This window comes from Ensifer sp. MJa1 (genome assembly GCF_037026475.1).
Lineage (GTDB): Bacteria > Pseudomonadota > Alphaproteobacteria > Rhizobiales > Rhizobiaceae > Ensifer.
Genome location: NZ_JAKUMO010000013.1, coordinates 1 through 25,309, shown reverse-complemented (window position 1 = coordinate 25,309; position 25,309 = coordinate 1). Strand labels below are relative to the sequence as shown.

The 25,309-nt window shown below is 63.8% G+C and carries 22 protein-coding genes; 6 read left to right on the top strand and 16 right to left on the bottom strand.

The genetic code is table 11. The annotated features are described in order from the left end of the window. Positions 1-8 precede the first annotated feature (8 nt). The 3 genes from MKZ91_RS17940 to MKZ91_RS17930 form a co-directional block, all read right to left on the bottom strand. Positions 9-707, bottom strand: coding sequence for a B3/B4 domain-containing protein (locus MKZ91_RS17940; RefSeq protein ID WP_336172421.1), 699 nt, complete (start codon positions 705-707; stop codon positions 9-11). A 33-nt stretch (positions 708-740) separates the two neighbouring features. After that, positions 741-1,664 carry a DMT family transporter gene (locus MKZ91_RS17935; protein ID WP_336172420.1) on the bottom strand — a complete coding sequence of 308 codons (924 nt, stop codon included), beginning with the start codon at positions 1,662-1,664 and terminating at the stop codon, positions 741-743. 83 nt (positions 1,665-1,747) lie between these two features. Continuing rightward, entirely contained in the window at positions 1,748-2,554 is an 807-nt protein-coding gene (locus tag MKZ91_RS17930; RefSeq protein ID WP_336172419.1) for an AraC family transcriptional regulator, read from the bottom strand. A 275-nt stretch (positions 2,555-2,829) separates the two neighbouring features. Between MKZ91_RS17930 and MKZ91_RS17925 the strand changes: the two genes are divergently transcribed. Then, on the top strand, positions 2,830-3,525 hold the full coding sequence (locus MKZ91_RS17925; protein WP_336172418.1) for a DUF2268 domain-containing putative Zn-dependent protease: 696 nt from the start codon (positions 2,830-2,832) through the stop codon (positions 3,523-3,525). Between the two features lie 10 nt (positions 3,526-3,535). On the opposite strand, the gene MKZ91_RS17920 is transcribed toward MKZ91_RS17925, so the two are convergent. From MKZ91_RS17920 to MKZ91_RS17890, 7 genes are all read right to left on the bottom strand, one after another. After that, positions 3,536-3,955: a GFA family protein gene (locus MKZ91_RS17920; protein WP_336172417.1), complete on the bottom strand. Its 420-nt coding sequence runs from the start codon at positions 3,953-3,955 to the stop codon at positions 3,536-3,538. A gap of 150 nt (positions 3,956-4,105) precedes the next feature. Continuing rightward, positions 4,106-4,906 (bottom strand): 5-deoxy-glucuronate isomerase, encoded by an 801-nt coding sequence (gene iolB / locus MKZ91_RS17915; protein ID WP_336172416.1) that lies wholly within the window; start codon positions 4,904-4,906, stop codon positions 4,106-4,108. 257 nt (positions 4,907-5,163) lie between these two features. After that, positions 5,164-6,063, bottom strand: a complete 900-nt coding sequence (iolE, locus tag MKZ91_RS17910) for a myo-inosose-2 dehydratase (protein ID WP_336172566.1) — start codon at positions 6,061-6,063, stop codon at positions 5,164-5,166. 293 nt (positions 6,064-6,356) lie between these two features. Beyond that, the gene (iolD, locus tag MKZ91_RS17905) at positions 6,357-8,210 is read right to left on the bottom strand and encodes a 3D-(3,5/4)-trihydroxycyclohexane-1,2-dione acylhydrolase (decyclizing) (RefSeq protein ID WP_336172415.1); all 1,854 of its coding nucleotides are present in this window, start codon (positions 8,208-8,210) and stop codon (positions 6,357-6,359) included. Between the two features lie 75 nt (positions 8,211-8,285). After that, the gene (locus tag MKZ91_RS17900) at positions 8,286-10,223 is read right to left on the bottom strand and encodes a bifunctional 5-dehydro-2-deoxygluconokinase/5-dehydro-2-deoxyphosphogluconate aldolase (RefSeq protein ID WP_336172414.1); all 1,938 of its coding nucleotides are present in this window, start codon (positions 10,221-10,223) and stop codon (positions 8,286-8,288) included. Positions 10,224-10,348: 125 nt separating this feature from the next. After that, entirely contained in the window at positions 10,349-11,203 is an 855-nt protein-coding gene (locus MKZ91_RS17895; protein WP_336172413.1) for a MurR/RpiR family transcriptional regulator, read from the bottom strand. A 146-nt stretch (positions 11,204-11,349) separates the two neighbouring features. After that, a complete protein-coding gene (locus MKZ91_RS17890) occupies positions 11,350-12,477 on the bottom strand; it encodes a Gfo/Idh/MocA family protein (RefSeq protein ID WP_336172412.1) in 1,128 nt (375 codons plus the stop codon). Positions 12,478-12,740: 263 nt separating this feature from the next. Here MKZ91_RS17890 and MKZ91_RS17885 point away from each other — a divergent pair, with 263 nt between their 5' ends. Continuing rightward, positions 12,741-13,547, top strand: a complete 807-nt coding sequence (locus tag MKZ91_RS17885; protein ID WP_065775963.1) for a class II glutamine amidotransferase — start codon at positions 12,741-12,743, stop codon at positions 13,545-13,547. A 150-nt stretch (positions 13,548-13,697) separates the two neighbouring features. Here the strand turns inward: MKZ91_RS17885 and coaBC are convergent, their stop codons facing one another. Next, positions 13,698-14,918 (bottom strand): bifunctional phosphopantothenoylcysteine decarboxylase/phosphopantothenate--cysteine ligase CoaBC, encoded by a 1,221-nt coding sequence (coaBC, locus tag MKZ91_RS17880; protein ID WP_336172565.1) that lies wholly within the window; start codon positions 14,916-14,918, stop codon positions 13,698-13,700. 286 nt (positions 14,919-15,204) lie between these two features. Between coaBC and MKZ91_RS17875 the strand changes: the two genes are divergently transcribed. Both MKZ91_RS17875 and MKZ91_RS17870 read left to right on the top strand, forming a co-directional pair. Then, the gene (locus MKZ91_RS17875) at positions 15,205-17,016 is read left to right on the top strand and encodes a diguanylate cyclase (RefSeq protein WP_336172564.1); all 1,812 of its coding nucleotides are present in this window, start codon (positions 15,205-15,207) and stop codon (positions 17,014-17,016) included. A gap of 160 nt (positions 17,017-17,176) precedes the next feature. Beyond that, positions 17,177-18,757 (top strand): ABC-F family ATP-binding cassette domain-containing protein, encoded by a 1,581-nt coding sequence (locus tag MKZ91_RS17870; RefSeq protein ID WP_336172411.1) that lies wholly within the window; start codon positions 17,177-17,179, stop codon positions 18,755-18,757. Here MKZ91_RS17870 and MKZ91_RS17865 read toward each other — a convergent pair. Beyond that, positions 18,732-19,682, bottom strand: a complete 951-nt coding sequence (locus tag MKZ91_RS17865; RefSeq protein WP_336172410.1) for a cation diffusion facilitator family transporter — start codon at positions 19,680-19,682, stop codon at positions 18,732-18,734. The two genes, MKZ91_RS17870 and MKZ91_RS17865, sit on opposite strands and share 26 nt — an antisense overlap. A gap of 196 nt (positions 19,683-19,878) precedes the next feature. Here MKZ91_RS17865 and MKZ91_RS17860 point away from each other — a divergent pair, with 196 nt between their 5' ends. Then, a complete protein-coding gene (locus MKZ91_RS17860) occupies positions 19,879-20,658 on the top strand; it encodes a bestrophin-like domain (protein WP_336172409.1) in 780 nt (259 codons plus the stop codon). A gap of 9 nt (positions 20,659-20,667) precedes the next feature. On the opposite strand, the gene MKZ91_RS17855 is transcribed toward MKZ91_RS17860, so the two are convergent. From MKZ91_RS17855 to MKZ91_RS17840, 4 genes are all read right to left on the bottom strand, one after another. Further along, entirely contained in the window at positions 20,668-21,936 is a 1,269-nt protein-coding gene (locus tag MKZ91_RS17855; protein WP_336172408.1) for an MFS transporter, read from the bottom strand. Between the two features lie 263 nt (positions 21,937-22,199). Then, positions 22,200-22,670 carry a nucleoside deaminase gene (locus tag MKZ91_RS17850; protein ID WP_336172407.1) on the bottom strand — a complete coding sequence of 157 codons (471 nt, stop codon included), beginning with the start codon at positions 22,668-22,670 and terminating at the stop codon, positions 22,200-22,202. Between the two features lie 11 nt (positions 22,671-22,681). Continuing rightward, a complete protein-coding gene (locus MKZ91_RS17845) occupies positions 22,682-23,275 on the bottom strand; it encodes an ankyrin repeat domain-containing protein (RefSeq protein ID WP_336172563.1) in 594 nt (197 codons plus the stop codon). A gap of 486 nt (positions 23,276-23,761) precedes the next feature. Then, positions 23,762-24,541, bottom strand: coding sequence for an SDR family oxidoreductase (locus MKZ91_RS17840; protein WP_336172406.1), 780 nt, complete (start codon positions 24,539-24,541; stop codon positions 23,762-23,764). A gap of 201 nt (positions 24,542-24,742) precedes the next feature. Here MKZ91_RS17840 and MKZ91_RS17835 point away from each other — a divergent pair. Then, positions 24,743-25,309, top strand: a 567-nt coding sequence (locus MKZ91_RS17835; RefSeq protein WP_336172405.1) for a transposase, incomplete at its 3' end; no start/stop codon positions are given.

The window sequence follows — 25,309 nt, the reverse complement described above, 5'->3', positions numbered from 1 at the left end:
CTTTGTCCCTAGATCAAAAAATCGAACCGCGGTGACGAACGACCGAGCATTGCCATGCTCGGACGAACGCCCCAACTCTCATCGATTGCCTGAGAGAGAGCTGCAATCAGCCGCTCAATATCCGCTCGCCCCGTCTCGTGCAGCGCTTCGGCAACGATCAGCGCGCGCGTCGTCTCGGGCCGGATCGCCGACAGGCCGCTCTGGCGGTTGGTCCAGCGCCGGGCATGCGCCCGTCCTTCGGCATCGGAAAAGATCACCTCGCCCGGCTCGGGGTTTTCCATTGCACCGGCAAAGGTCAGATAGGTCTCGTTTCCGAGCGCCCGGCGGACATGCAGGTGACCGGCAGCCTGGTCGAGGTCGAAGACGGCGATCGGGATGGCAAATGCAAGCGAGGCGGCGTTGCAGAGATCGATCAGCGGGTGGATCGAGGGCAGGTTGCCCTCCTTGCGAAAACGTCTGAGCAGCGCCTCGGAGGCGGAGCGATACTGCGTCGGCTTCAGTCCCATCTTCGTGAACGTTCGGCGCCAGGCCTGGATCTCCGGCAGATCGCTTTCAGGCCCGCTGCCGAGGCGCTCGGCGGCGACCGCCTGAAAGCGCAGGAGCGCTTCAGTAACGGACACGTTGCGCTGCACATTATCTAGGAACAGCGCGCCGGCGCTGAGTTCCGGAAAATCGCGCCAGATGTCGTCTGCGTGTTGGAAATGCATGGAAGCCTTCGAATCCTCTGCGTTCATGATGGTTCAAACCTTTCCCACCGGGCGTGGCAGGGCGCTTGCGGTTCTCCGATTGGAGACTATCTGGGGCAGGCTCAGCCCAAGAACAGCGGCAAGCACGCAGCCGATGCCTGCCATCTGAAAGAGCCCGACCGGCTCGCCAAGCAGAAGGAAGGCGAAGGCGACCGCCGAGACCGGCGCCAGCGCCGTGAAGACCGAAGCCTCGGTACCGCTCACGCGTGCCGCTCCGGCATACCAGAGCAGGAAGCCGGCGACTGTCGGCACCAGGGCGTAATAGAGGACAGCCGTGATAGCGCCTGTTTCAAGCGGTGTGTCCCAGGGCGTCTCGAAGAGCGCAGGCACAAATGCCACGGCAAAGCCGAGGCCTGCCATCAGCGTCGAAAGGGCAAGGGGCGAGATCTCTGTGCGGACCCGCTTGTTGATCAGGATAAACAGGCCTTCGCAGACAACGGCGCCGAAGATGAGCGCGATGCCGAGCGGCGAATGGGCTGCGCCGTCGCCAGGCTTGAAGACGATGGTGAGCACCCCGAAGCCGGCAAGCGCGATCGCCGCAAGCATCCGGCGATCGGGACGCTCGCCGAGAAGCAGAATGGCGATGGCGGCGGACACGACCGGCAGCGTCCCGATCACCACGCCAGCATCGGTCGCAGACGTCAGGCTGAGGCCGGCGATCAGCAAGGTCGTGTAGCCGACGCCGCCGGCGCCCGCCTGGGCAACGAGGATCAGCCAGTCGCGGCGCCCGAGCTTCGGCCATGCTGTCCTGGTCAGTCGCATCAGAACCAGAAAGAGCGGCAAAGCCAACGCAAAGCGCAGGGCGGTGGCCGAAAACGGGGGAAGGCCCGTGGCGATGATCTTGCTGGCAATGACCGTACTGCCGACGAGGATCATCGCCAGCGACAGATAGAGATAACCCCGGACCTTTTCCGACATGTCTTCCTCTCGCGAAGCTGAGCTTGTGGCCTCAGCAATGCGCTGGAGCAGGACCGGGGGTCTTGAACGGAATTGCGGGGGTGTTATCGGGCCGCCTCGGCATAGACGCCGGGTGAAAGGCCGTATTTGCTGACGAAGACACGCGTCATATGGCTTTGGTCGGCAAAACCGGCGGCGAACGCCGCTTCCGCGAGCGGCATGCCCTTGCCGATCAGCCGACGGGCAAGGTCGATCCGGCGCTGGACGATATAGGCGTGCGGTGTCAGTCCGACCGCCTTGGCGAAGTGACGGACGAGTTGGAAGCGGCTGAGCCCTGCCTCGGTCGCTAGATCGGCAAGCGTGATTGGAGCTGTCGGATCATCGTCGATCATCATCTTGGCCGACGTGACTGCCGCTTGCTTTTGCGAGCGCTGCGCCCTGCCGGTGGCAAGCAGACTGCCAAGGAGCAGCAGAAGTCCTTCCTCTTGGCGGATCGTCTCGTCATGTGCCGTTGGAGCGGTGAGCGCTGCAAAGAGCGCGCGGAATTGCTTTGCCGTTTCCGCATCGTGGAAAGCGGGCGCGGTAAATTCACCGGCAGATGTCCACCCATGGCTGATATCTTCGGCGGCAGCCGAGACGACGGACGGATCGAGATAGAGCATGCGCCAGGAGCGCCCGGCATCGCCGATCGGCGCGCCGTCATGGACCTCGCCGGGATTGACGGTGATCATGTCACCGGCGCCAGCCTCCACCATGCCGCGGCCGCTGAGTGACTTCTGGGCGCCCTGGTAGATGAGGCCGATGCCGAACTGGTCGTGGGTGTGGCGGGCGAAGGAATGGCGCGTATCGGCCTCGACCGCGTCTATGCCCGCGACCGCGCTGCGCAGCATCCTGAACTGACCTTTTGCCATCCGTGCGCCCGATCCGTTTTCGTCTCTCTTGTACATCGCGCCCGCGCGAGCGGCTATCCCATTGTTCTCACGTCCTCGTTCGGTGTCCGGCCGCAGGTCGGTGCTGGTTGTTGCCTCGCCCGTCAATTCCTAGGCGTTCCGGGTGCAGCCGCTACGGGAGCCATTTTTCGCAAGCGCGCCTTGCTTGCCGAGGCCTGGCTTGCGCCACGTTGCATTCACGCGCCACCTGCTTCAGTTTCCGCGACGAAAGATGATGACGACCGGAGGCATCTGCCATGCTGGACCTGCGCGTTCACTTCCTCGAGGCGGACGGATCGCTTGCGCCCTGGCGCGAACAGATTCTCGCGCAAGTACGGGAAACGGCTGCGCGCGTCGGTACGCGGGTGCCCGCCTCCGACAGCGCCGCGCCGATCGACGTCATTGTCGAACGCAGGGTCGGCGAGGGCATTCCCGAGTTCGGCATCGACGGTGGCTGCTATCGCAGGGGGCTCATCTTCCTGACGCTCGACCCGGACAACGACAATTTCGATGCCAGCCTGAGCGCGGGAGAGCTGCGCAAGACGCTGACGCACGAATTGCATCATTCCTTCCGCCATGCCACCCGCGGCTACGGCACCCAGCTTGGCGAAGCTCTGATTACCGAGGGTCTCGCTGACGCCTTCGATGCCGAGATCAACGGCGGCGACGGCCATCCATGGAACCATGCGATTGCCGTCGGCGATTGGGCAGGCGTGCTGGAACGCGCCGAGAGGGAACTCTGGGCTGATGACTATGACCACGCAGGCTGGTTCCTTGGCAGTGATCCCACCCTGCCGCGCTGGGCCGGCTATACGATCGGCTACCATCTGGTCAGGGCGTATCTTGCGGCGAACCCGCAGGCTCGTCCGTCACAGATGACGGCAACGCCCGCCGCTGTGGTGATCGGCGCAGCCTGGACACGAATGAGGGAACGCCTGTCGACGGCACACTGACGGCGCGCTTTCAGGCGTACGGAGCCTCGTCGCGGTCGCGGCCCGGCAAGCGCCTGACGTCGCCGATCCAGGATAGCGCCGAGGAACACCAGATCTGTGACCGCGGCCTCAAATCCCGGCGCTGGTTGATGGTGCCGACCCGGATGCCGACTTCGAGGGCATCCTCGTCCGTCCCGGTGGTATAGATCGGTGAGCCGCAGTTCGGGCAGAAGAACTGCAACCTTTGCCGACCATTGGCACCGGTCTTGGTATAGAGCTTGGGCTCGCCGCCGGTGAGCCTGAAGTTCTCGCGCGCAGCCCCCGCGGTCACGCGATAGGCAGATCCCGTCAGTTGCTGGCAATCGGTGCAATGACAGATCGCGACATCCGCCGGATCTATCTCGGCCTCATAGGTGACGAAGCCGCAATGGCATTGGCCGTCGATGTGCATGGAGGTCTCCCTGAAAGCAGGGGAACTAGGGCGGGGAGGGCAAAAGTGTATGCGCTGCCCCGCCTGGCCCGCACTTTTCGGGGTGGCCGACCTGATCTGCTTGCCGCCGCTCTGCGCGGCGACAATCGTGATGGAAGGGAGGGGCGCGGGTTAGACGCCGGTGAACAGCCACTCGTGTTCGCGGGCGTTGTGGAATTTCCAGATGCGCCTCGGTCCGGCCATGACGTTCAAGTAATAGACGTCGTAGCCGTGCACGGCGGCAACCGGGTGATAGCCCCTCGGCACCAGCGTCACGTCGCCGTCCTCGACCGCCATGGTCTCGTCGAGCGAGCGATCGTCGGTGTAGACGCGTTGCATGGCAAAGCCTTGCGGCGGGTTGAGGCGGTGGTAATAGGTCTCTTCCAGATAGCTTTCGGCCGGCAGGTCGTCCTGGTCGTGCTTGTGCGGCGGATAGGAAGAGGTGTGACCGCCGGGCGTGATCACCTCGACGACCAGCAGCGACTGGGCCGACCCATCGTCCTCCGGCATGATGTTGGTGACATAGCGGGTGTTGGTGTTCTTGCCGCGGGTCATCTGCGGATGCGTGCCCGGCGGGATGACCTTCGCCTTGAAGCCGTCGCCGCCCGGCGCCGAGCAGATGGCGAGGTCGAGGTCCGAGGTGGCCGTTGCCTGCCAATGGCTGCCCTTCGGCACATAGACGGCATAGGGCTGGCCCTCGAAGGGCGTCATGCGCTCGCCAAGTTCGCCGAAGCCTTCGCCATTGACGGAAACCTTCGCCTTGCCGGAAACCAGCACCAGGCAGACTTCCTTGTCGCCGGTCTCGCCCTCTGTCGTTTCGCCTGATTTCAGTCGTTCGAGCGCAAAGCCGACATAGGTCCAGCCGGCGCTCTCCGGCGTCACGTTTTGCATCAGGCCGGACTTGGCCTTCGGTTTGACGAGCAGCTTGGACATGTCGGTCTCCCTTATTCTTTTCCCGGGGGCGCTCCACGTGTGTGGTTTGCCCCTCACCCTAACCCTCTCCCCGCAGGCGGGGAGAGGGGATTGTCGAGATCGCCGCTACTCTCAGCCACGTCAGAGCGGGAGAGGGCCACGGTGCGGCATATCCCTTCTCCCCGCTTGCGGGGAGAAGATGGCGGCAGCCGGATGAGGGGCTTCCTCACCGTGCGGATGAGGGGCATTCCCATCACCGAGCAACCGAAAGCGGTAGCTTACTTGTCGAGCCCTGCTTCCTTGGCGAAGGCCTTCAGCGACTTCAGCCCGAGCGACTGGTATTCGAACGGGTTGCGCACGGCCGAATCCTGCTCAGCCTCGATCACCAGCCAGCCGGAATAGTTGTGCTCGGCGGCAATTTTGAGCACGGGCAGGAAGTCGACGCCGCCTTCGCTGTCGCCAGGCACGGTGAAGACGCCCCGGCGCACACCTTCGAGGAAGGAGAGGCCCTCGCCTTCGACGACCTTGCGCACGGCGGGGCGCACGTTCTTGGCATGGATGTGGCGGACGCGGTGCATGTATTTCTTCGCGACCTCAGCCGGATCGGAGCCGCCGAACCAGGCATGACCGGTATCGAGCAAAAGCTTGGTCGCAGGCCCGGTGTTCTGCATCAAAAGGTCGATCTCCTCACCGGTCTGGACGATCGTGCCCATGTGGTGGTGGTAGACCAGATCGATGCCCTGGTCGGCGCAATACTGCGCGATCGCTTCGAGGTCGGCACCGAACTTCTTCCACTGGTCGGCCGGCAGCACCGGCTTGTCGCCGGCAACCGACTTGCTGTCGTCGCCATGGATCGCGTTCGAGGTTTCGCAGACGATCGCCACCTTGCAGCCATTGTGCTTCAAGAGGTCGAGATGCGGCTGGATCGCCTTCTTCTCGGCCTCGACATCATGGGTCAGCAAATTGGTCGAGTGCCAGCCGGAAACGAAGACGAGATCGTAGGAGCCAAGCTTCTGCTTCAGCGCCTCCGGATCAGCAGGCATCTTGTGGCCTTTCTCGATGCCGTCGAAGCCGATCTTCTGGCAATCGGACAGGCAGTCCTCGAGCGTCAGATGCGCGCCGATCGAATGATCGTCGTCATTGCTCCAGGCGATCGGGTTGGTTCCGTAGCGGATCATGTCTTTCACTTTCTGTCTGCTGAAGCGGTTGCTTCGTCGTTATCTCTTCTAGTGCCCAGTCGGCCCCTCATCCGCCCGGTGAGGGGAGTGCCCCTCATCCGGCTGCCGCCACCTTCTCCCCGCCTGCGGGGAGAAGGCATATGCGGCGCCCTCTGCGTTTCCTCTCCGCTTGTGGGAAGGGAAGCGCCGCGCTCTCCGCAGTCCCCTCTCCCCGCAAGCGGGGAGAGGGTTAGGGTGAGGGGCATAAAGGCAAAATAGCGCCCGCGCAGAAAACGCGAGCGCTATGTTCTTGATCAGCCGAAGCGCTGGGCGGAGAGCGCCGTCTCATAGCCCTTGCGCGCCTCGTTGACCTGGCTACGGCCCGACACCTCGGGCACCGCGACATCCCACCAGTGGCCGCCGGCCTCAGTGGTGATCAGCGGATCTGTGTCGATGACGATCACGGTCGTTCGCGTTTCGCCCGCGGTTTCCTTGAGTGCGGCTTCGAGTTCGGAGATCGAGCCGACCTTGCGGGTGACGGCGCCCATGGCGCCGGCATGGGCCGCGAAATCGATCTGCGGCAGTTCGACGTGGTGCGTGTCCTTCAAGAGATTGTTGAAGTTGGCGCCGCCGGTGCCCATCTGCAGCCGATTGATGCAGCCGTAGCCGGCATTGTCGAGCAGCACGATGGTGAACTTGGCGCCGAGCATGATCGAGGAGGCGATCTCCGAGTTCAGCATCATGTAGCTGCCGTCGCCGACCATGACGATGACATCGCTCTCGGGCTTGGCGAGCTTGACACCGAGACCGCCGGCGACCTCGTAGCCCATGGTCGAGAAGCCGTATTCCATGTGATAGCCGCCGGGCTCTTCCGCCTGCCAGAGTTTGTGCAATTCGCCCGGCAGACCGCCGGCGGCGCAGACGAGCGTCGTGTTCTTGGCTCCGCGGGCGCGCTGCACGGCGCCGATCACCTGGGCATCGGAGGGAAGCGCGGCATTGGTCGTGGCCGTCGCCTTGTCGGCAGCCGCCAGCCATTCGGCCTTGCCGGCCTTCGCCTTCGCGGTCCAGCTCGGATCGGCCTTGTAGCCGCCAAGGCCGCCGGAGATGCGGTTGAGACCTGCGCGTGCGTCGGTAATCAGCGGCAGGGCGTTGTGCTTGCCGGCATCGAAAGGCTGGACGTTGAGGCCGATGATCTTCAGGCCGTCATTCTTGAAAAGCGCCCAGGAGCCTGTCGTGAAATCCTGCAGCCGCGAGCCGACGACGAGAACCACGTCGGCGTCCTCGGCAAGCACGTTGGAGGCGGAGGTGCCGGTCACGCCGACCGAGCCCATGTTGAGCGAATGCGAATGCGGCAGCGCCGACTTGCCGGCCTGGGTCTCGACAACAGGAATGCCGTGACGCTCGGCGAAGTCTGCGAGGTCCTTGCTCGCTTCCGAATAGAGCACGCCGCCGCCGGCGATGATGATCGGCTTCTTCGCTGCTTTGAGCGCGGCGATTGCGGTCGCCAGTTCGTCGAGATCGGGTTCGATCCGGCGCGGCACCCAGACCTTCTCGTCGAAGAAGTTCTCTGGATAGTCGTAGGCTTCCGCCTGGACGTCCTGGCAAAGAGAGAGGGTGACTGGGCCGCAATCGGCCGGATCCGTCAGCACCTGCATGGCGCGGCGCAGCGCCGGGACGATCTGCTCGGGACGAGTGATACGGTCGAAATAGCGCGACACCGGCCGGAAGCAGTCATTGGCCGAGATCGTGCCGTCGCCAAAGCTTTCGACCTGCTGCAGCACCGGATCGGGGCGGCGGTTGGCAAAGACATCGCCGGGCAGGAACAGCACCGGCAGGCGGTTGACATGGGCAAGGGCTGCCGAGGTCACCATGTTGAGCGCGCCGGGGCCGATCGAGGTGGTGCAGGCCATGAAGCGGCGGCGGAAGCTTGCCTTGGCAAAGGCGATCGCGGCATTCGCCATGCCCTGCTCGTTCTGGGCGCGGTAGGTCGGCAGCGTCTCCTTGATCGCGTGCAGCGCCTCGCCGACGCCGGCGACGTTGCCGTGGCCGAAGATGGCGAAGACGCCGCCGAAGATCGGTACCTTCTTGCCGTCAATCACGGTCATCTGGCGGGTCAGGAACCGCGCCACGGCCTGGGCCATGGTCAGGCGCACGGTCTTCTGGCTCATTGTCTGTTTCCTCCTCGTGGGCGAAATCGTCCCGTTCCGCCCTGTCTGCAGCATCGTTGGCAGTGTTCGCCGATCCTATGCAGCCTTTGTTTCACCCAGTTGCAGCCAGAGATCGACCAGCGCCCCGAACTTTCCGGCCATGTCGGCGATCGCCTGCTCGTCTGTCATCGTGCCGCCGAGCCAGGCCTTGCCGGCATCGGCGAAAATCGTGCGGCCGACGGCGAAGCCCTTGACGGTCTTCGAAGTGCGGGCGGCCGCAAAGCCATCCTTGAGCTGCTCATAGGGCGCCTCAAGGCCGAGCAGCACCACGCCGCGGCAGAGAGGGTCGCGTGCCTCGATGACGGCGTCGATCGCGCCCCAAGCGCTGCGGCTTGCCTGCGGCTCGAGCTTCCACCAGTCCGGCTTGAGGCCGGCGTCGTAAAGTTCGTTGAGCGCGCGCGGAATGGTCTGGTCGTCGAGCTTGCCGTGCTTGCCGGCGATGATCTCGATCAGGATTTCGCGGCCCACCTTGCGCGCTGCCTCGAAGGCCGAGCGCAGCTTTGCCACCTGCTGTGCCTTGAGGTCTGCCGGATCGTCCGGATGGTAGAAGGAGAGCACCTTGATGCAATGATCAACCGGCCAATCGATGAGCCGGCTACCGAGATCCTGGCTGAATTCGAACTGCAGCGGCCGCGAGCCCGGCAGCTCGATCGGCTTGCCGATCCAGAAATCGCGGTGGGCGCCGGCGGCATAGAGCGCGTCGCGGCCATACTTGTCGTCGATCAGCATCCCGAAGCCGGAGCGCCCTGCCGCAACCTGTGCGGCAGCCTTGACCGCCAGCACCTTGAAGGCGGGAATACGGTCGAGCAGTGCCTGGTCGCCGGCGGCGATGTCTTCAAGCTGGCTGCGATGGTCGATGGCGAGCGCCATCAGGAGCGGAATGTCGCGGCGGCGCGTGGTCGCCCAGTGCACGTGGTTGATCGCCTCGTCCTTACGCAGCGCCCGCTCCTTGCTACCCTTTTCGAGGAAGAACTTGAGTTCCGTCCAGGTCGGGATCTCCGGCGCGCAGAGCAGGCGTGAGACCGCAAAGGCGCCGCAGGCATTGGCCCAGGTGGCGGACGTCGCATGCGGTTCGTCACGAAGCCAGCCGCGCAAGAAGCCGGACATGAAAGCGTCGCCGGCGCCAAGCACGTTGTAGACCTCGATCGGGAAGCCCTTGCCGACGATGCCGTCTTCGAGATTGTCGGAGATCGGGCCGTCATAGACGATGCAGCCCATCGGGCCGCGCTTCAGAACGATCGTTGCCTTGGACAGCGAGCGGATCGTCTTCAGCGCCTGAAGCAAGTCGCTTTCGCCCGAGGCGATCAGCACTTCCTCTTCGGTGCCGACGATCAGGTCGCAATCGGCAAGAACCGTCTTCAGGTGCGCAGAGACGCGGTCGGAGGCGATGTAGCGGCTTTCGCCGGCGTCATGGCCGGCGAGACCCCACAGGTTCGGGCGGTAGTCGATGTCGAAGACGATCTTGGCGCCGCTTTCCTTGGCTATACGGATCGCCTTGCGCTGGGCGGCGTCAGTGTTCGGCTTGGAAAAATGCGTGCCGGAGACGAGGATCGCGCGCGCCGAGCGGATGAATTCTTCCGAAACATCGTCTTCGCAGAGCGCGTTGTCGGCGCAGTTGTCGCGGTAGAACAGAAGAGGGAAAGACTTGTCGTTCTCGACCGCGAGAATGGCGAGCGCCGTCAGCCGCTCCGGGTCGGTAACTATGCCGCGGGTTTCTACGCCCTCGCGGGTGAGCTGCTCGCGGATGAAGCGGCCCATCTGCTCGTTGCCGACGCGGGTGAGCAGCGCTGACTTCAGGCCGAGGCGGGCGGTGCCGACGGAAATGTTGCAGGGGCAGCCGCCAACCGACTTGGCGAAACTTGAAACGTCTTCAAGCCGCGTGCCGATCTGCTGGCCGTAAAGATCGACCGAGGCTCGGCCGATGGTGATCAGGTCGAGCGGCTTTGCTCCCTGTGCCGAAACGTTCTGGCTCACTGCTTCCTCCCCGCGGACACCTTGGCGGGCCCGACCATTTTCGTACTGTGGGTGATGGCAGTATGAAACATAAGTTCCGACGTTTCGTCAATATGGAATTTTCATTCTATCTGTTCCGTTTGGCTTTAATCGTCTTCGGCAAACTGGCGCCGCTTCTCGGCGATCGCCACTGTCAGTGCCATGGCAAAGGCCATGCTGGCCGAAAGCGAGCGGAATCCCGCATGGTCGGCCTCGACGAGTTCGAACCAGACCTTCGAGGATTCCGCGAGTGGCGAGAAGGCCGAATCCGTGAGCGATACGACCGGCACCTTGCGCTCGGCGAGCAGCCGCGCCTGGGCAGCACTTTCAGACGCATAGGGCGAGAAGCTGACAGCAAAAGCGGCGTCGTCGCTCGTCGCCATCGCCAGCATGTCGTCGTCGATGCCGGCGGCCGTGCCGACCAACTGGTACTTTACTTTCAGCTTGCCGAAGGCATAGGCCATGTAGCTCGATATCGGGTAGGAGCGGCGCTTGGCGATCAGATAGACCGTGTCGGCCTTGGCGAGAATGTCGACGGCGCGTTCGAACGCTTCCGGATCGACCGACGAGGCGATGTTGTCGAGCGAGCGGTGGGCGGCCGCGACGAAGCCGTTGAAGATCGAGCCGCTTTCGAGCTTGCTGTGGTCGTTGGCGCTGAGCGCCTTCAACCGGTCTTCATAGCCCGGCGTTCTCTCACGCAACCGCGCGCGAAAAATCTGCTGCAGGCTGGAGAAACCCTCGAAACCGAAATGCTGGGCGAAGCGCACGAGCGTCGAAGGTTGCACCTCGGCGGAAGTCGCGATGCTTGCGGCCGTGCCGAAGGCGATCTCATCGGGATTGTCGAGCGAGTAGGCGGCCACCTGGCGCAGCCGCTTCGGCAGCTGCGCCTTGCGTTCCAGGATCGCGGCCTTCAGTGCCTCGAAATCCTGCGGCACTTCTGTCGTCGTTTCCGGCATGGCCATGTCTTGCTCGTCTCCCTCGATCGTTTGTGCGGCCTCACCCTAATCGATTGGTTGGGAACGGGATAGAACAGGCGTTCTATTTCTCGAGGCATTTCCAGCAAAAGTGCGTAGCGGTTTTGCATCCGGAATGCGCAACACTGGAACCTTCAGATCTGCACCCATTCGTTCGTCTTGGCCGACTGATAGGTGGCCGAAAGAACCTTCTGCACTTCGTAACCTTCGCGGAAGTCGGTCGACGGCGACTTGCCGCCGGCGATGGCGTCGAGGAACTCCTTGACCTCGATCGCCTTCAGGTCGTTGAAGCCGATCTGGTGACCGGGTGCCACGCAGAAGGCGCCATAGGGCGGATGCTCCGGCCCGGCCCAGATGGTGCGGAAACCGCGGGTGCGGATATCGTCGCCGGTCTTGTAGAGCCGGATCTCGTTCAGCCGCTCCTGGGTAAAGACGATGCTACCCTTCGACCCATAGATCTCGAAATCATGCTGCATCTTGCGACCGGTCGCGATCCAGCTTGCCTCGAAGCTGCCGGTGGCACCGTTTTCAAAGCGCACGAAGGCGCGGGTGATGTCGTCGACCTCGACCGCGCGGCTTTCGCTGGAGCCATGAGCGATCGGGCGCTCCGGGATCTGGATAATGGTCTCGGCGAGCACCTTTTTGATTGGGCCGACGAGATGGCGCATGGAGGCGATGATGTGGCTGCCGATATCGGCAAGCGCGCCGCCGCCGCTGGCCGGATTCAGGCGCCAGCCCCACGGAACGCTTTCGTCCGCCATGAAGTCTTCGGCGTGGATGCCGCGCATGGAGCGGATCTCGCCGATCTCGCCGCTGTCGATGATGTCCTTGGCGAGGAAGGTCAGCGGGTTCTTGAGGTAGTTGAAGCCGACCTGGGTGACCACGCCGGCCTTTTCGGCGGCTTCGACCATTTCGCGGCATTCGGCAACGGTCGGCGCCAGCGGCTTTTCGCAATAGACGTGCTTGCCATGGGCGATCGCTGCCAGAGCCATCTCCTTATGCAGGAGGTTCGGCGTGGTGATGTCGATGATGTCGATATCCGGATCGGTCAAGAGCTCCCGCCAGTCGGCGGTCGCCTTGCGAAAGCCGAGTTGGCCACGAGCCCGTTCGGCGCTTTCGACCGTGACGTCGGCAACAGAAACCAGGTCGATCTCGAAGGGCAGATCGAAGACCCTTGCGGCAATGGTGAAGCCGAGCGCATGGGCCTTGCCCATGAAGCCCGTGCCGATCAGGCCGATCCCGAGTTTGCGCTTGCTGCCCATGCCGAATTCCTCCCTGGCCGTATCGGCTCGAAATGAAATGTTTTGTGCACGATTTGTCAATATGGAATATTTGTTCGAAATGCGGCAGTGATAGGGCGTCGGTGCCGGTGGAAACAGCCAAATCTGTGTGTTGCGGCTAAGCTCGACTTGACGAAGGGGGAATGTGTTAACGCATTTTTACCATGTTCCGTTGGAACATCGCGCTTCGTCATGGTTAACGAATCGCTCCGACGACAACGGGGCGGAGCTGGAGTGAAATCAGCATGTGCCGCTGGGCAGCCTATCGCGGGGAGCCGCTCTATCTCGAGGAACTGGTAACCTCTCCTGCGCACTCGCTGATCGAACAGTCCCATTGCGCGACGCGCGCCAAGACTGCCACCAACGGCGACGGCTTCGGCGTTGCCTGGTATGGCGACCATCCGGAACCCGGCCGTTACCGTGATATCCTGCCCGCCTGGTCCGACTGCAATTTGAAGAGCATTGCCCGGCAGATCCGTTCTCCGCTCTTCCTCGCCCATGTGCGCGCGGCGACCGGTGGCGGTACGCGGCGCGACAACTGTCATCCCTTCGTCTTTGGCCGCTGGTCCTTCATGCACAACGGCCAGATCGGCGATTTCGAGCATCTGCGCCGGCCGATGGAGAGCATGCTCGACAATGATCTCTATTCTGCCCGCACCGGCACGACCGACTCGGAGCTTCTGTTCCTGCTCGCCATGCAGTTCGGGCTCGATCGCGATCCGCTCGGCGCGATCGCCGAAGCGCTTGCCTTCATTGAGCAGCTTGCCGAACATCTGGAGCGCCAGGTGCTGGTGCGTTTCACCGCCGCCTTCTCCGATGGCCACGATCTCTATGCCGTGCGCTACGCCTCGGACTGGAAGGCGCCGACACTCTACGCGGCGCCGATGGGCCCGAGCGGCGGCTATTGCCTCGTCTCCGAACCGCTCAACGACGACGACAGCGCCTGGGTGGAGATCCCCGATGGCACGGCCGTCATCGTCGGCGAAAACGGCGTCGATGTCCGGCTGTTTTCGACCAAGGGCGCGCCGGTGAGGTCGCGGCACCTCGCCTGAGGCAACCGCTCCACAAGCGTGAGCCCCTCATCCGGCTGCCGCCCTCTCCCGATTCTATCTGCTTGCTGCGAACACGTCGTTCACGCAAGGCACGTCCCCTCGCCCCGCCCGCGGGGAGAGGGTTAGGGTGAGGAGGGACACGCCGCTTGTTCAGCCCTTGTCGGCCCGCGCCAACTCGTCGGCAACCATCGCCGCAAGCTTCTCCGCCACGGCATCCTTGTCCATGTCAGGCCAGTCGTCGTTCCCGGCTGCCGAGATCAGCTTCACCTTGTTGCGGTCGCCGCCCATGATGCCGGTCGCCGGCGAGACGTCGTTGGCGACAATGAAGTCGGCACCCTTGCGCTCGAGCTTGACGCGGCCGTTGTCGGCGACGTTCTCGGTTTCGGCGGCAAAGCCGATGACGAGCTTCGGCCGCTTCGCATGATGGCCGACGGTTTTCAGGATGTCGGGGTTCTCCGCAAGCTGTAGCGGCGGCGGCGCCTCGCCCGGCTTCTTCTTGATCTTGTTGCCGGCAGCACTCGCCACCCGCCAGTCGGCGACGGCTGCGACCATCACGGCGACATCGGCGGGCAGGGCGGCAAGCACTGCATCGCGCATCTCCTCGGCCCGCTCGACATGCACGACCTTGACGCCCGCCGGATCCGGGATCGTCACCGGACCGGAGACGAGCGTCACGTCGGCGCCCAGTTTCGCCAGCGCCGCGGCAATCGCGTGGCCCTGTTTGCCGGAAGAGCGGTTGGCGATGTAGCGCACCGGGTCGATGGGCTCATGCGTCGGACCTGAGGTGACGATGGCCTTGCGGCCTGCGAGCGGCTTCGGCGTAGCGTCGCAGAGATCCTCGACCGCGGCAAGGATGGCGAGCGGCTCGCTCATGCGGCCTTCGCCTGCCTCGCCGCTTTCCGCCATTTCGCCCGCCTCCGGGCCAATGAAACGGATGCCGTCCTTGGCGAGCGTCGCGCGGTTGCGCCGCGTTGCCGGATGCCCCCACATTTTCGGGTTCATCGCCGGTGCAACCAGCACTGGACGGTCAGTCGCAAGCAGGATGGTGGAGGCGAGATCGTCGGCATGGCCATTTGCCATCTTCGCCATCAGGTCGGCGGTTGCCGGCGCGACGACGATCAGGTCGCATTCGCGCGCCAGCCGGATATGGCCGACATCCTGTTCGTCCTCGCGCGAAAAGAGATCGAGATAGACGTGCGAGGCAGACAACGCACCGACGGCAAGCGGCGTCACGAATTGCTGCGCACCTGCCGTCATCACCGGCCGCACGCTCGCGCCGCGTTCCCTGAGGCGACGAATGAGGTCGAGGCTCTTGTAGGCCGCGATGCCGCCGGAGATGATGAGGAGAATACGCTTGCCCGACAGTGTCATTTGCATCCGGCCCTTCGGCCGTCCTCTCGCCCGGCATGGGCCGCCGGGTCCTACGCGATACCAGATCAATGTTGCGGTCTTGCCTGAGCGAACCCGCCTGCAATCGAACCTACTTGAGCGATCCGCCGGGTGCAATGTGTGGGGCGGACGCAGACACGCCACTGAAGCAGCGCTCCGTTAGGCTGGCCTTGGCCATCATTCCGCTCAGCCTCAGCGTCGCCGCTGTTGCCGAAGCCGGGCAATGCGGTTAATGCGCTCTCAATCCGCGGGGGCTATGCTTCATTCCATGCGAATAAATGCGATCACCAACTGGGCCTACGGCATAACCGTTCTCTTGACCGGGCTTTCGGGTGCGGCCTTCATCCTGTCGACCGACAGCGCGATCAAGGAGCGCCAGGCGGTCGAGCAGCACCTTGCGCTCGACACACTTGGCGAAGAGCTCGCACTGGGGGCCGAGATGCGCAGCGACGAGGCGCGTCTCTACGTGATGCGCGGTGACGAGCGCCATCTCGACGCCTTCCATCGCGCCGAGGAAGAGGAGCGCCGGCGCGAGGAAGCGGTCAAGACCGCTCCGAATTTCGGTGCTTCAGCGGGTGAGATGGCCGTCCTTCAGGAGATTGTGCGCGACGCCGAGGCACTCGACAGGGTCGAGGTTGCCGGCATCGCGGCCTATCAGGAGGGTGATCGGGTGGGCGCTCAGGAGAAACTCTTCGGTCCCGAGCATGAGCGTCTTCAAACGGCGCTTCTCGATACCGTTGCCCGGTTTCGTGACCTGACCGATGTCCGCACCGGCGCGGCGCTGAACGATGCGCAGGCGCGCAGCGACTGGTTCGCCGTTGCCGCCAAGACCATGCTCGGCATCACCGCAGCGCTGTTCCTGAGCGTGCTCTACTTCATCCTCAAGCGTCGCGTTGCCATGCCGCTCAGCCGCATGAGCGGCATTGTGACGAGGCTTGCGGAGCAGGACTATGCGGTCGAGGTTCCGGTCGACCGGCGCCGCGATGAAATCGGCGAGATGAACCAGGCGATCCACATTTTCCGGGAAAACGGTATCGAGCGTGACCGTCTGGACGCGGAACGGCGTCAGGACCAGCAGACCAAGGACCTGATCCTGCAGATGATGCATCGGCTGCAGGCGTGCCAGAGCCAGGACGAACTGGCCGAGGTCGTCGCCCGTTTCGCACCGCAGATCTTTCCCAATCTTGCAGGGCATCTCTATGTGCTCAACGACAGCCGCACGCTGTTGACGCGCGTCGGGACCTGGCTTGATCCGCAGCACTCGGCACCCTCTTTCCCGTCGAGCGCCTGCTGGGGGCTTCGCCGCGGCCGGCCGCATGTCAGCAATCGCGGCAAGAGCGACATCGCCTGCCAGCATCTCGAAGACCATGGCGCAGTCGGTCTCTGCGTGCCGCTGACGGCCCAGGGCGATACGATCGGGCTCCTCTATTTCGAGGAACAGGCGCAGGAAGAGTTCACGGTCGAAACATCCCGCCTTTATCTCGAACTGATTGCCGAGAATATCGGGCTCGCCGTCGCCAACCTGCAACTGCGCGAGAAGCTGACCAATCTGGCGGTGCGTGATGCGCTGACGGGGTTGCTCAACCGGCGTTGCCTCGACGAGGCGCTGAACCGGCAGCCGCGCGGCCAGGGCGGCAAGCCGCTCACCTGCCTGATGGTCGACATCGACCACTTCAAGCGTTTCAACGACGAGTTCGGCCATGATGCTGGCGACGTCGTCATGCAATATGTGGCGCAGATCATTGTCGACACGGTGGCAGATGCCGGCAACGCTTACCGCTTCGGCGGCGAAGAGTTCACCGTGCTTCTGCCGGAAGCAGGCGAAGCTGCAGGTTTCGAACTTGCCGAGCGGCTGAGAACCCGGATCGGCACGACGCCGCTCACCCATCGTGGCCGCATTCTTGGCGCGGTGTCGGTCTCGGTCGGCGTCGCCTCGGCTCCGGACGATGGTCCCGCTGCCACCTTGCTCACCCGCGCCGATGCGGCGCTTCTCGACGCCAAGAGGCAGGGCCGCAATCGCACCGTCTTGGCGTCCGGGCTTGCATTGGGCGAGTGCGGTGAGCGGCGCAGTCACGCTTGAGCGGCAGATGACCGGCCGCACGCTGCCCCTGCCGCCTTGAAACGGGCGCATTCGCTGCCATCTATATAGCCGATAGGAATCTTGAACAGGATACACGCATCGATGGATTTCACCCTGAACGCCAAGCCGAACCGTCTTGCCATCAGGGAATCCCGTATCCATGCCTGCCTCGATATCACTCTCCCGTCTTTCGTGGTCAACGCCTGAGGGCCGAAGCCTCTTTTCCGATCTCAATCTGACTTTTGGTCCCGTGCGAACCGGCCTTGTCGGTCGCAATGGCGTGGGCAAATCCACGCTGCTGCGGTTGATTTCCGGAGCGCTCCGGCCGCAATCAGGCAAGCTCTGTGTCGAGGGAAGCCTCGGTTTGCTGAGCCAGACCGTTCAGGTCGCGGCCGGTGAAACAGTGGCCGACCTCTTCGGCGTAGACGAGGGGCTTGCCCTCCTCCGGAGGGCGGAGGAGGGACGGGCGACGATAGATGAACTCGCTGTCGCCGATTGGACCCTTGAAACCCGGATGGCGGAGGCCATGGCCCGTGTCGGCCTCGACGCGTCGCCGAAAACCCGCCTTGCTTTCCTTTCCGGCGGTCAGATGACGCGCATCAAGCTTGCCGCGCTCGTCTTCAACGGTCCGGATTTCATTCTGCTCGACGAGCCCACCAACAATCTCGACCGGGAGGGCCGGGCGGCCGTTGCTGCGCTGATGGCCGGCTGGCGCGGCGGCGCCATCGTCGTCAGCCACGACCGCGAACTGCTCGATGAGATGGATGCTATCGTCGAACTGACGGCGATAAGCGCTACGACCTATGGTGGCAACTGGAGCCACTATCGCGAGCGCAAGGCGATCGAACTTTCGTCCGCTCGCCACGATCTGGCGGATGCCGAGCGTCGTCTGCTGGAACTCGAGCGCAAGACCCAGGAGATGGCCGAACGCAAGGCACGCAAGGATGCCGCCGGCCGCCGCAAGCGCGCCAAGGGCGACGCGCCGCTGCTGCTGCTCGACGCCAAGAAGGAGCGCAGCGAGAAGACCGGCGGTGACAATGCCCGGTTGGCCGAGCGCCGGCGCGACCAGGCGATCGGCGATCTCATCGAGGCGCGCGGGCGCATCGAGATCCTGCAACCACTGACCGTGCGCCTGCCGCCGACGGGCCTGCCCGCGGGGCGAAGCGTGCTTCAGGTTGATGACGTCAGTGTCGGCTACGATCCGGGAACCCCCATTCTCGATTGCCTGACGCTCTCGATCGTCGGCCCCGAACGGGTGGCGCTCACCGGCCGCAACGGCTCCGGCAAGACGACATTTTTGTCGCTACTGACTGGGAAGCTTAAGCCCTGGTCGGGAAGCATCCGGGTTCAAGTCGATCATGCCATGCTCGATCAACAGGTGAGCCTGCTCGATCCCGCGCTCTCGATCCGCGACAATTTCCGGCGTCTCAACCCGGATGCCAAAGAGAATGCCTGCCGGGCCGCACTTGCCCGCTTCATGTTTCGTGCGGACGCTGCCTTGCAGATTGCAGGAAGCCTCAGCGGCGGCCAGATGCTGCGTGCGGGGCTTGCCTGCGTGCTCGGCGGCAACAGTCCGCCGCAGTTCCTGATCCTCGACGAGCCGACCAACCATCTGGATGTCGAATCCATCGATGCGGTCGAGGCGGGCCTCAGCGCCTATGACGGCGCGCTGCTCGTCGTCAGCCACGACCGGGCTTTTCTGGAGGCGATCGGGATTACGCGGCGGGTCGAGCTTTCCTGAGCGCAAGGGCGGCCGCGCGGATCATTCCGCCCACTGCGCCTCGCCGGTAAATGCGATCGTCAGCCAACGGTCGTGGCCGGGATCGCCGATCTCCTCGCCGATCTCGGCGCGGATCCGGTCGAGGTCGGCGAGCGTGCCGACCTTTGTTTCTGGCGTCCCGATCAGATGCACTTCGATTGTCCGGGAACGCCCGACCTTGGGCGACATGGGTGCGATAGTCGGCAAAGCCGTGGCGGGTGACAGCATTGCTTGCCGCCTGTCGCACGCGCTCGTCCAGTTCTGCCGGCGCGACGAGGAAGATCTCCTTCAACGCCTGAAAGACAGTGCGGATCGGCAACGGAAGGAGGCAAAGCGTCAGCACGATCAGGATCGCCGGGTCGACATAGGGCGTCCAGTGTTCGTAGGCCGTACCCTTCAGCGCCGCGGCGGTGAGGAAGGCGACGAGCAAGGCGGCCGTGATCGTGCCGGACATCGCCCAGGCGCGCACGTCAAGCGCCAGGAACTCCGAGCCGATCGCTCGGTTTGCGCGGCGCATGTAGAAGAACATGAAAAGGCAGATCACCACGACGACGGCCGCATAGGCGATCGCCCAGTCGAAGGCGAGATGGTTACCGCCTGACAGAAGCGAGCCGACGGCGTTTACCATCGCATAGAAGGAAAGCAGCGTCAGAAGGCCGGCATTGAACAGCAGCACCATCGGCTCGATGTGCCAAAAGCCCATCTGGAACCGTTTGCTCTGTTTCGGGATGAGCTGTGTGACGCCAAGAGCAAGCAGCGTCATCGAGGCGTCGACGGCCGAAAAGACGCCGTCGAAGACGATGGAGACCGAGCCTGAGAGCAGACCGAAGAGCACGCCTGTCGCTCCGACGACGACGGTGGCCGCGATCGATCGCTTGAGGAATGTTTGTTCGGTTTGGACACTCATGATGCTGTTTTTACGCCTGTTTTGGCACGGTGCTTAGGGGTTGGCGGTGTCGAAATGGTGGCAACGGCCGCAAACATAGCCGTTTGCCCGCGTTCAGGACAGTTGTTGTGCGCGCCCGCTAATAAAGCGAGGCGTTGTATTTTGGGGTCTCTACGCTCAGTATTGCCGGCAGTATCGGCGACCGGCGGAGGGGAAAATGATCGTCGAGATATTGCTCGGTGCCCTCTTCATTTTCGGCACGGTCGCCTTGACGCTCGCCGCCTATTTCCTGATGCGGTTGATCATGGGGAGCGAGGCGGAAGGCCATGAAAAGGAACTTGCGAGCTCCATTATCTTCCGGGTCGCAGCGCTGCACGGCCTGATCCTCGCGCTCGTCTTCGCGCAGGAGATGGTCGAGTACCAGCAGCTCAAATACACGATGGCCATCGAAGCCGGCGCCATCGCCGACATCTACTTCGATGCCGGGCGCTACGGCGAGACCTACAAGGCGCCGATCGAGCAGGCGATCTCCGCCTATGCGGCCGAGGTGATCGACGGCGAATGGCAGTCGCTGGGGGACAAGGGACGTCTTTCACAACAGGCTTGGGTGTACTGGGATGCAGCCTATCAGCACGTGCTGAACCTGGTCCCGGTCAACAAGCGCCAGGAGAGCCTGCGCAGCCAGATGCTGGAGCGTCTGCACGACATTTCACAAAGCCGGACCAAGCGGGAAAGCAATGTCGCGGATTCGATCGACAGCATCTTCTGGTTCGCGGCCCTAGCAGGCGTCATCTTCATCGCGCTCGCCTACTATTCCTTCCCGCCGATGCCGCGCAATCTGCTGCTGCTTTGCCTGTTCGGCGCCTATACCGGCATCATCCTGTTCCTGATCTACGCCTTCTCCAATCCCTACCAGCCACCGGCGGCGCTGGCGCCGGGGCCGCTTGAACGGGTGCAGCAACAGATCAGCGCGTCGACATCCGCGACCGGCGGATAATCGCAAGGCCTATGCGAATTGGCCGCGCCGCAGAAGATCGCCGTTGACGGCTTCTCTGCCGGACGCATGGGCGCGCACGGTCTCAGGGCGCGGCGGCGGCATGGAGTGGCCGATCGCAAACAGCAGCGCGCTTGCTGCCGAAAGCAGCGCAAACAGCAGGAACATGCCGGCGCCGCCGAGAGTACCAAGCGCGAGACCGCCGATGAGCGGTCCGAGGAAGTTTCCAACCGTCGAAAGCGAGTGCGCACCAAAATAGGTGCCGCGATTGCCGGCGTCCGAGATGCCATCGACCAGCATGTATTCCGAGGGCACGACCAGCACTTCGCCGATGGTGAAGAGGATCATCGAGGCAATGAGCATTTCCGCGCCGGACGAGGCCGCAAAACCGATCTCGCCGATCAGGAACAGCAGGCAGCCGAGCGACAGCGCCCGCAAGGCACCGATCCTCTCGATGACGAAGCGGGCGGGCGTGCTGGCGACCAGCACCGTCGCGGCATTGGTGGAAACCAAAAGCGCAAACAGGGTGACGCCATCCTCGAAACCGGCGCTCAGATATTGAGACAGGGTCACTGACCACTGACCGTGAACGGCGAGAAGCAAGGTTCCGCCGATGACGAAGAGTACCAAGCGTCGGTCGCGCAAGGCCGCGACAAGTCCACGCCAGCCGCTGCCTGCCCGTGGTGCCTGCTCGGTCGCGATCACCGGCCTGTTGTTTCCTTCGGGGACGGTGGCGAAAAGTACGAGACCGAAGGCTGCGTGCATGGCGCCGGCGATGAGGAACAGTGTCGAATAGGCCGCACCCACCCAAACGCCGATCAACGGTCCGATGGCCCAGCCGGCATTGATCGCGAGATAGCGCCAGGAGAAAATCTTAAGCCGCAGATGCTCGGGCGCTGCATCGCTCATCAGGGCGCGCGCGACCGGTTCATAGACGGCGGCTGCGACGGCAGAGACGATGTGCGCAAGCGCGAAGGCGGCGACAGATTGCGCCAGTCCGAGCCCGGCCAGCGCCAGCCCGGCCATCAAGAGCGCTGCGGTCAGAACGCCTTTTCGGCCGACCCGGTCGGACAGCGTGCCGGCAAAGGGACTGACGATGGCGCCGAGCAGCGGACCCGCGCCGATCAGCGCGCCGATGCTGGCGGGGCTGAGGCCGAAATCCGCCTGCAGGCGGAGCGCGAGGAAGGTCAGGCTCATGCCCTTGGCGATCGTGACGACACCGGAGCCGGCGATCAGAAGCAGCGCGACAAGGCGGCCCGCCTTTTGGGAATAGGCATTCATCTCAGGTACCTGCAGGTGGAGGCCGCTCGGTTCCCTTGGGAAGCACTGTGCGGCGAGAAAGGCGAGAAACTCCTGTTACGATTACAGCCGTCGCGTGTGCTTCGGCAAGGGGCATCGGCGATCGGACGGTCGGATCGAGCGGAGAGCGGTTGCCTTCGCATCAGGCCGCGGTGTGGACGGAAGAGCAGGGGCGACCACAGGCTGTGGCCGACCCGCAACTGTTTCATAAATCCCTGGCTGGTCCCGCCGGCATCGTCGGCCGGTCAGTCCTTGTCCTGCTGCCGTTGCCAGGTCACATAGAGTGGCGCCGCGCTGGTGTCCTCGACCGGAACGTGGCGGAAACGCATTGCCTGCTCGGCAAGCGGCTTTGCGAGTTCCGCATAGATCGCTGCCGTCGACAGGCCGAACGGTTCGGCGTCCGCGTTCGAATGCGCATAGGCGATCTCGGTGATGCCGGCCATGCGCATGGCGGCAAGGCACATCGGGCAGGGCTGGCCGCTGGCATAGACCAACGCCCCTTCAAGCCGCGGGGATCCAAGTTTCCGCGCCGCGGCGCGAAGCGCGTTGAGTTCGGCATGCGAGGTCGGGTCGCCGGTCGACAGCATCTCGTTGACACCGCGGCCTATGACCTCTCCACCCCTCACGACGACCGCGCCAAACGGTCGTCCGCCGGTCTCGATGTTGCTGCGTGCGAGCGCGACGGCTTCGGCGAGGTAGGTCTGTTCCTGGTTCATGGGAATTCTCTCTAACGGGCGCCGGCATCGACCAGCAGCGTCTCGATCCGGCCGTAGCCGCGTTGGCGGGCGTGCGCCAGCGGGCTGACGCCTTCGCCGTCGGCAAGGTTGACGTCGGCGCCGGCCTTGATCAGGAGCCGCACGATTTCCGTGTGTTTCTCTCCGCCGCTGCCAAGAATGATGGCTTCGAGCAGCGCGGTCCAGCCGAGTCGGTTGACATGGTCGACATTGACGCCGGCTTCGATCAACGTCCTTACCGTCTCGACATGTCCGCGTTCGGAGGCAGGGATCAGCGCCGTTCCGCCATAGCGGTTGATGCTCTTGAGGTCGGCGCCGTTGGCGAGCGTCAATTTCAGGATCTCCAGGTGTCCGCGAGCGCCGGCATAGAGATAGGGGCTGTCCTGGATCTTGTCCTTGGCGTTGACGTCGGCGCCGGCCTCGATCAGCGCGCGGGCCACATCAACGCGGTTTTCGTGGGTTGCCACGAGCAGCGCCGTTGCGCCGCTGGCGTCGCGCGCTTCGATGCTGGCGCCCTCTTGCAGCAGCGCCTTGACCTTGCGCACGTCACCGGTTTCGGCTGCGGAAATCAGCTGGCTTTCGAGCATGGAAGCTCCCACGAATGCAGGTGAAAGGCTGAGGGCGGCAATCGATGCGCCGACCAGCGAGCCGAAAATTCTTGATCGCATTTCGTCATTCCGATCATGCGGGTCAGTCGGATGATCGACCGACCGCGGTGGTTCCGGTTGCGTCGGGATCTGGAAGAACCTCGCCTCGCTCACCGCGGTTACTTGAGGCGGTCCGCAACCTTTTCAAGGGCAAGGCACGTGTCGTTCGCCGAACGTAACCCGCGCCGCCTGTGGCCCTCGGTCCAGACCATAGGCAACCGTCGGTCCATCTGGAAATTAAATGATTGGATGATGGTGAGTGGAAGTTTGAATAGACCGATCCGGATCGCCGGCGCATCAGCGATCCCAGCCCTGCCTTCAGTCAGTATGCCATCGGCGACCGGATGGCGGCAGCTCCCACGGCCTCTTCGTCTATGATCGGTATCGGCGCGTTGATCGCCAGCGGGCTCGGCAACCTGGCTCCCGTCACAGCATCGAACGGCTGAGGCCGCCATCGACGGGCAGGGCGATGCCGGTGATGTAGGCCGCTTGCCGGCTGGCAAGAAACGCCGCGGCTGCGCCGAATTCGGCCGGCGTGCCATAGCGTCCAAGCGGGATCTCTCGCTGGCTGCGGGCCGCGACCGTTGCGATATCGACGCCCTCGCTCTCGGCGTCGATGCGGTCGAAACTGAGCGTCCGGTCCGTCGCCAGCCGCCCCGGAAGCAGCATGTTGACGGTCACGCCATCGGCCGCGACTTCGCCGGCAAGCGTCTTCAGCCAGCCTGCAACGGCGCTTCGAAGAGAATTTGAGGCGGTCAGGCCGGCGATCGGCTCGCGGATGCTGGTGGAGGCGACGGAGATGATGCGGCCGAACCGGCGCGCGCGCATGCCGGGCAGCAGCCGGCCGGTGATGCGCATGCCTGAAAGCACCATGGTTTCGAACTGGGCACGCCAGAATTCGGGCGCGATCTCTGACGCAGGCGAGGGTGGCGGTCCGCCACCGTTCAGGACGAGAATGTCGATCGTTCCGAAATCGGCTTCCAGGTGGTCGAGAAATCCGTCGAGGCTTTCGGGCTTGGAGAGATCAAGGGCATAGCCCCGCGCGGATGGTGCAATCTCGGTTGCGGCCTTTGCCGAAAGATCGGCGTCGCGACCGGTCAGTGCCACCAGCACGCCTTCGCTCGCCAGTGCTTCGGCAATGCCGCGCCCGAGCCCCTTGCTGCCGCCAAGCACAAGCGCACGTTTTCCAGCGATACCAAGATCCATGAGCGATCCTCCCTCGATGCGGATTTCAGAATTGTCCAGGCGCTGGGTTACAACAGAATGCCCAGGACCGGAACTGATTTGAGGGCATCAGGGCTCGAGAGCCGCCGCGGCGCGCGAACGAAAAAAGCCCGGCCGAAACGGCCGGGCTCAGACTGCTGACAAACCCCTGGCGAGAGCTGGGGGTTTGTGATTCAGTGGGCCATGTTGAAGAAACCCGGCCCCGAACAGACCGCGCTCAACGGCCGGCCGCCGCTCGATCCGACCTTGATGTTCAAGGCTTTGTTCATCGGTTACCTGTTCGGCATCCGCTCCGAGCGCCAGCTGGTGCGCGAGATCGAGGTCAATGTCGCCTATCGCTGGTTTTTGCGGCTGAAGCTGACGGATGGGGTGTTCGACGCCTCGACGCTGTCGCAGAACCGGCGGCGGCGTTTCAACGACACGGATGTGGCGCAGGCGATCTTCGATCATATCGTCGAGCAGGCGATCGGCCATGGGCTGGTCGACGGCACGGTGCTCTATACCGACTCGACCCATCTGAAGGCCAATGCCAACAAGGGCAAATACGATCTGGCGATGGTCGAGAAGTCCCGCGCCGACTACTGGGCCGACCTCGACCGGGCGATTGAGGCCGAGCGGAGGCTGCATGGTCAGAACCCGTTGAAGGAGAAGGAGCGCGCGCCTGAGGTGAAGGAGACCAAGGTGTCGCGCACCGATCCCGACAGCGGCTACATGGTGCGCGACGGCAAACCGAAGGGTTTCTTCTATCTC

What these genes read in the sequence shown, in the direction of transcription:
- MKZ91_RS17925 (WP_336172418.1), top strand. Translation starts at nt 2,830, where the DNA reads ATGCTGGACCTGCGCGTTCACTTCCTCGAGGCGGACGGATCGCTTGCG.
- MKZ91_RS17860 (WP_336172409.1), top strand. Translation starts at nt 19,879, where the DNA reads ATGATCGTCGAGATATTGCTCGGTGCCCTCTTCATTTTCGGCACGGTC.
- MKZ91_RS17875 (WP_336172564.1), top strand. Translation starts at nt 15,205, where the DNA reads ATGCGAATAAATGCGATCACCAACTGGGCCTACGGCATAACCGTTCTC.
- iolE (WP_336172566.1), bottom strand. Translation starts at nt 6,063, where the DNA reads ATGATCCGCTACGGAACCAACCCGATCGCCTGGAGCAATGACGACGAT.
- MKZ91_RS17850 (WP_336172407.1), bottom strand. Translation starts at nt 22,670, where the DNA reads ATGAACCAGGAACAGACCTACCTCGCCGAAGCCGTCGCGCTCGCACGC.
- MKZ91_RS17840 (WP_336172406.1), bottom strand. Translation starts at nt 24,541, where the DNA reads ATGGATCTTGGTATCGCTGGAAAACGTGCGCTTGTGCTTGGCGGCAGC.
- MKZ91_RS17940 (WP_336172421.1), bottom strand. Translation starts at nt 707, where the DNA reads ATGCATTTCCAACACGCAGACGACATCTGGCGCGATTTTCCGGAACTC.
- MKZ91_RS17855 (WP_336172408.1), bottom strand. Translation starts at nt 21,936, where the DNA reads ATGAATGCCTATTCCCAAAAGGCGGGCCGCCTTGTCGCGCTGCTTCTG.
- MKZ91_RS17865 (WP_336172410.1), bottom strand. Translation starts at nt 19,682, where the DNA reads ATGAGTGTCCAAACCGAACAAACATTCCTCAAGCGATCGATCGCGGCC.
- MKZ91_RS17890 (WP_336172412.1), bottom strand. Translation starts at nt 12,477, where the DNA reads ATGGGCAGCAAGCGCAAACTCGGGATCGGCCTGATCGGCACGGGCTTC.
- MKZ91_RS17845 (WP_336172563.1), bottom strand. Translation starts at nt 23,275, where the DNA reads ATGCTCGAAAGCCAGCTGATTTCCGCAGCCGAAACCGGTGACGTGCGC.
- MKZ91_RS17870 (WP_336172411.1), top strand. Translation starts at nt 17,177, where the DNA reads ATGCCTGCCTCGATATCACTCTCCCGTCTTTCGTGGTCAACGCCTGAG.
- MKZ91_RS17920 (WP_336172417.1), bottom strand. Translation starts at nt 3,955, where the DNA reads ATGCACATCGACGGCCAATGCCATTGCGGCTTCGTCACCTATGAGGCC.
- iolB (WP_336172416.1), bottom strand. Translation starts at nt 4,906, where the DNA reads ATGTCCAAGCTGCTCGTCAAACCGAAGGCCAAGTCCGGCCTGATGCAA.
- iolD (WP_336172415.1), bottom strand. Translation starts at nt 8,210, where the DNA reads ATGAGCCAGAAGACCGTGCGCCTGACCATGGCCCAGGCCGTGGCGCGG.
- MKZ91_RS17930 (WP_336172419.1), bottom strand. Translation starts at nt 2,554, where the DNA reads ATGGCAAAAGGTCAGTTCAGGATGCTGCGCAGCGCGGTCGCGGGCATA.
- coaBC (WP_336172565.1), bottom strand. Translation starts at nt 14,918, where the DNA reads ATGACACTGTCGGGCAAGCGTATTCTCCTCATCATCTCCGGCGGCATC.
- MKZ91_RS17935 (WP_336172420.1), bottom strand. Translation starts at nt 1,664, where the DNA reads ATGTCGGAAAAGGTCCGGGGTTATCTCTATCTGTCGCTGGCGATGATC.
- MKZ91_RS17895 (WP_336172413.1), bottom strand. Translation starts at nt 11,203, where the DNA reads ATGGCCATGCCGGAAACGACGACAGAAGTGCCGCAGGATTTCGAGGCA.
- MKZ91_RS17885 (WP_065775963.1), top strand. Translation starts at nt 12,741, where the DNA reads ATGTGCCGCTGGGCAGCCTATCGCGGGGAGCCGCTCTATCTCGAGGAA.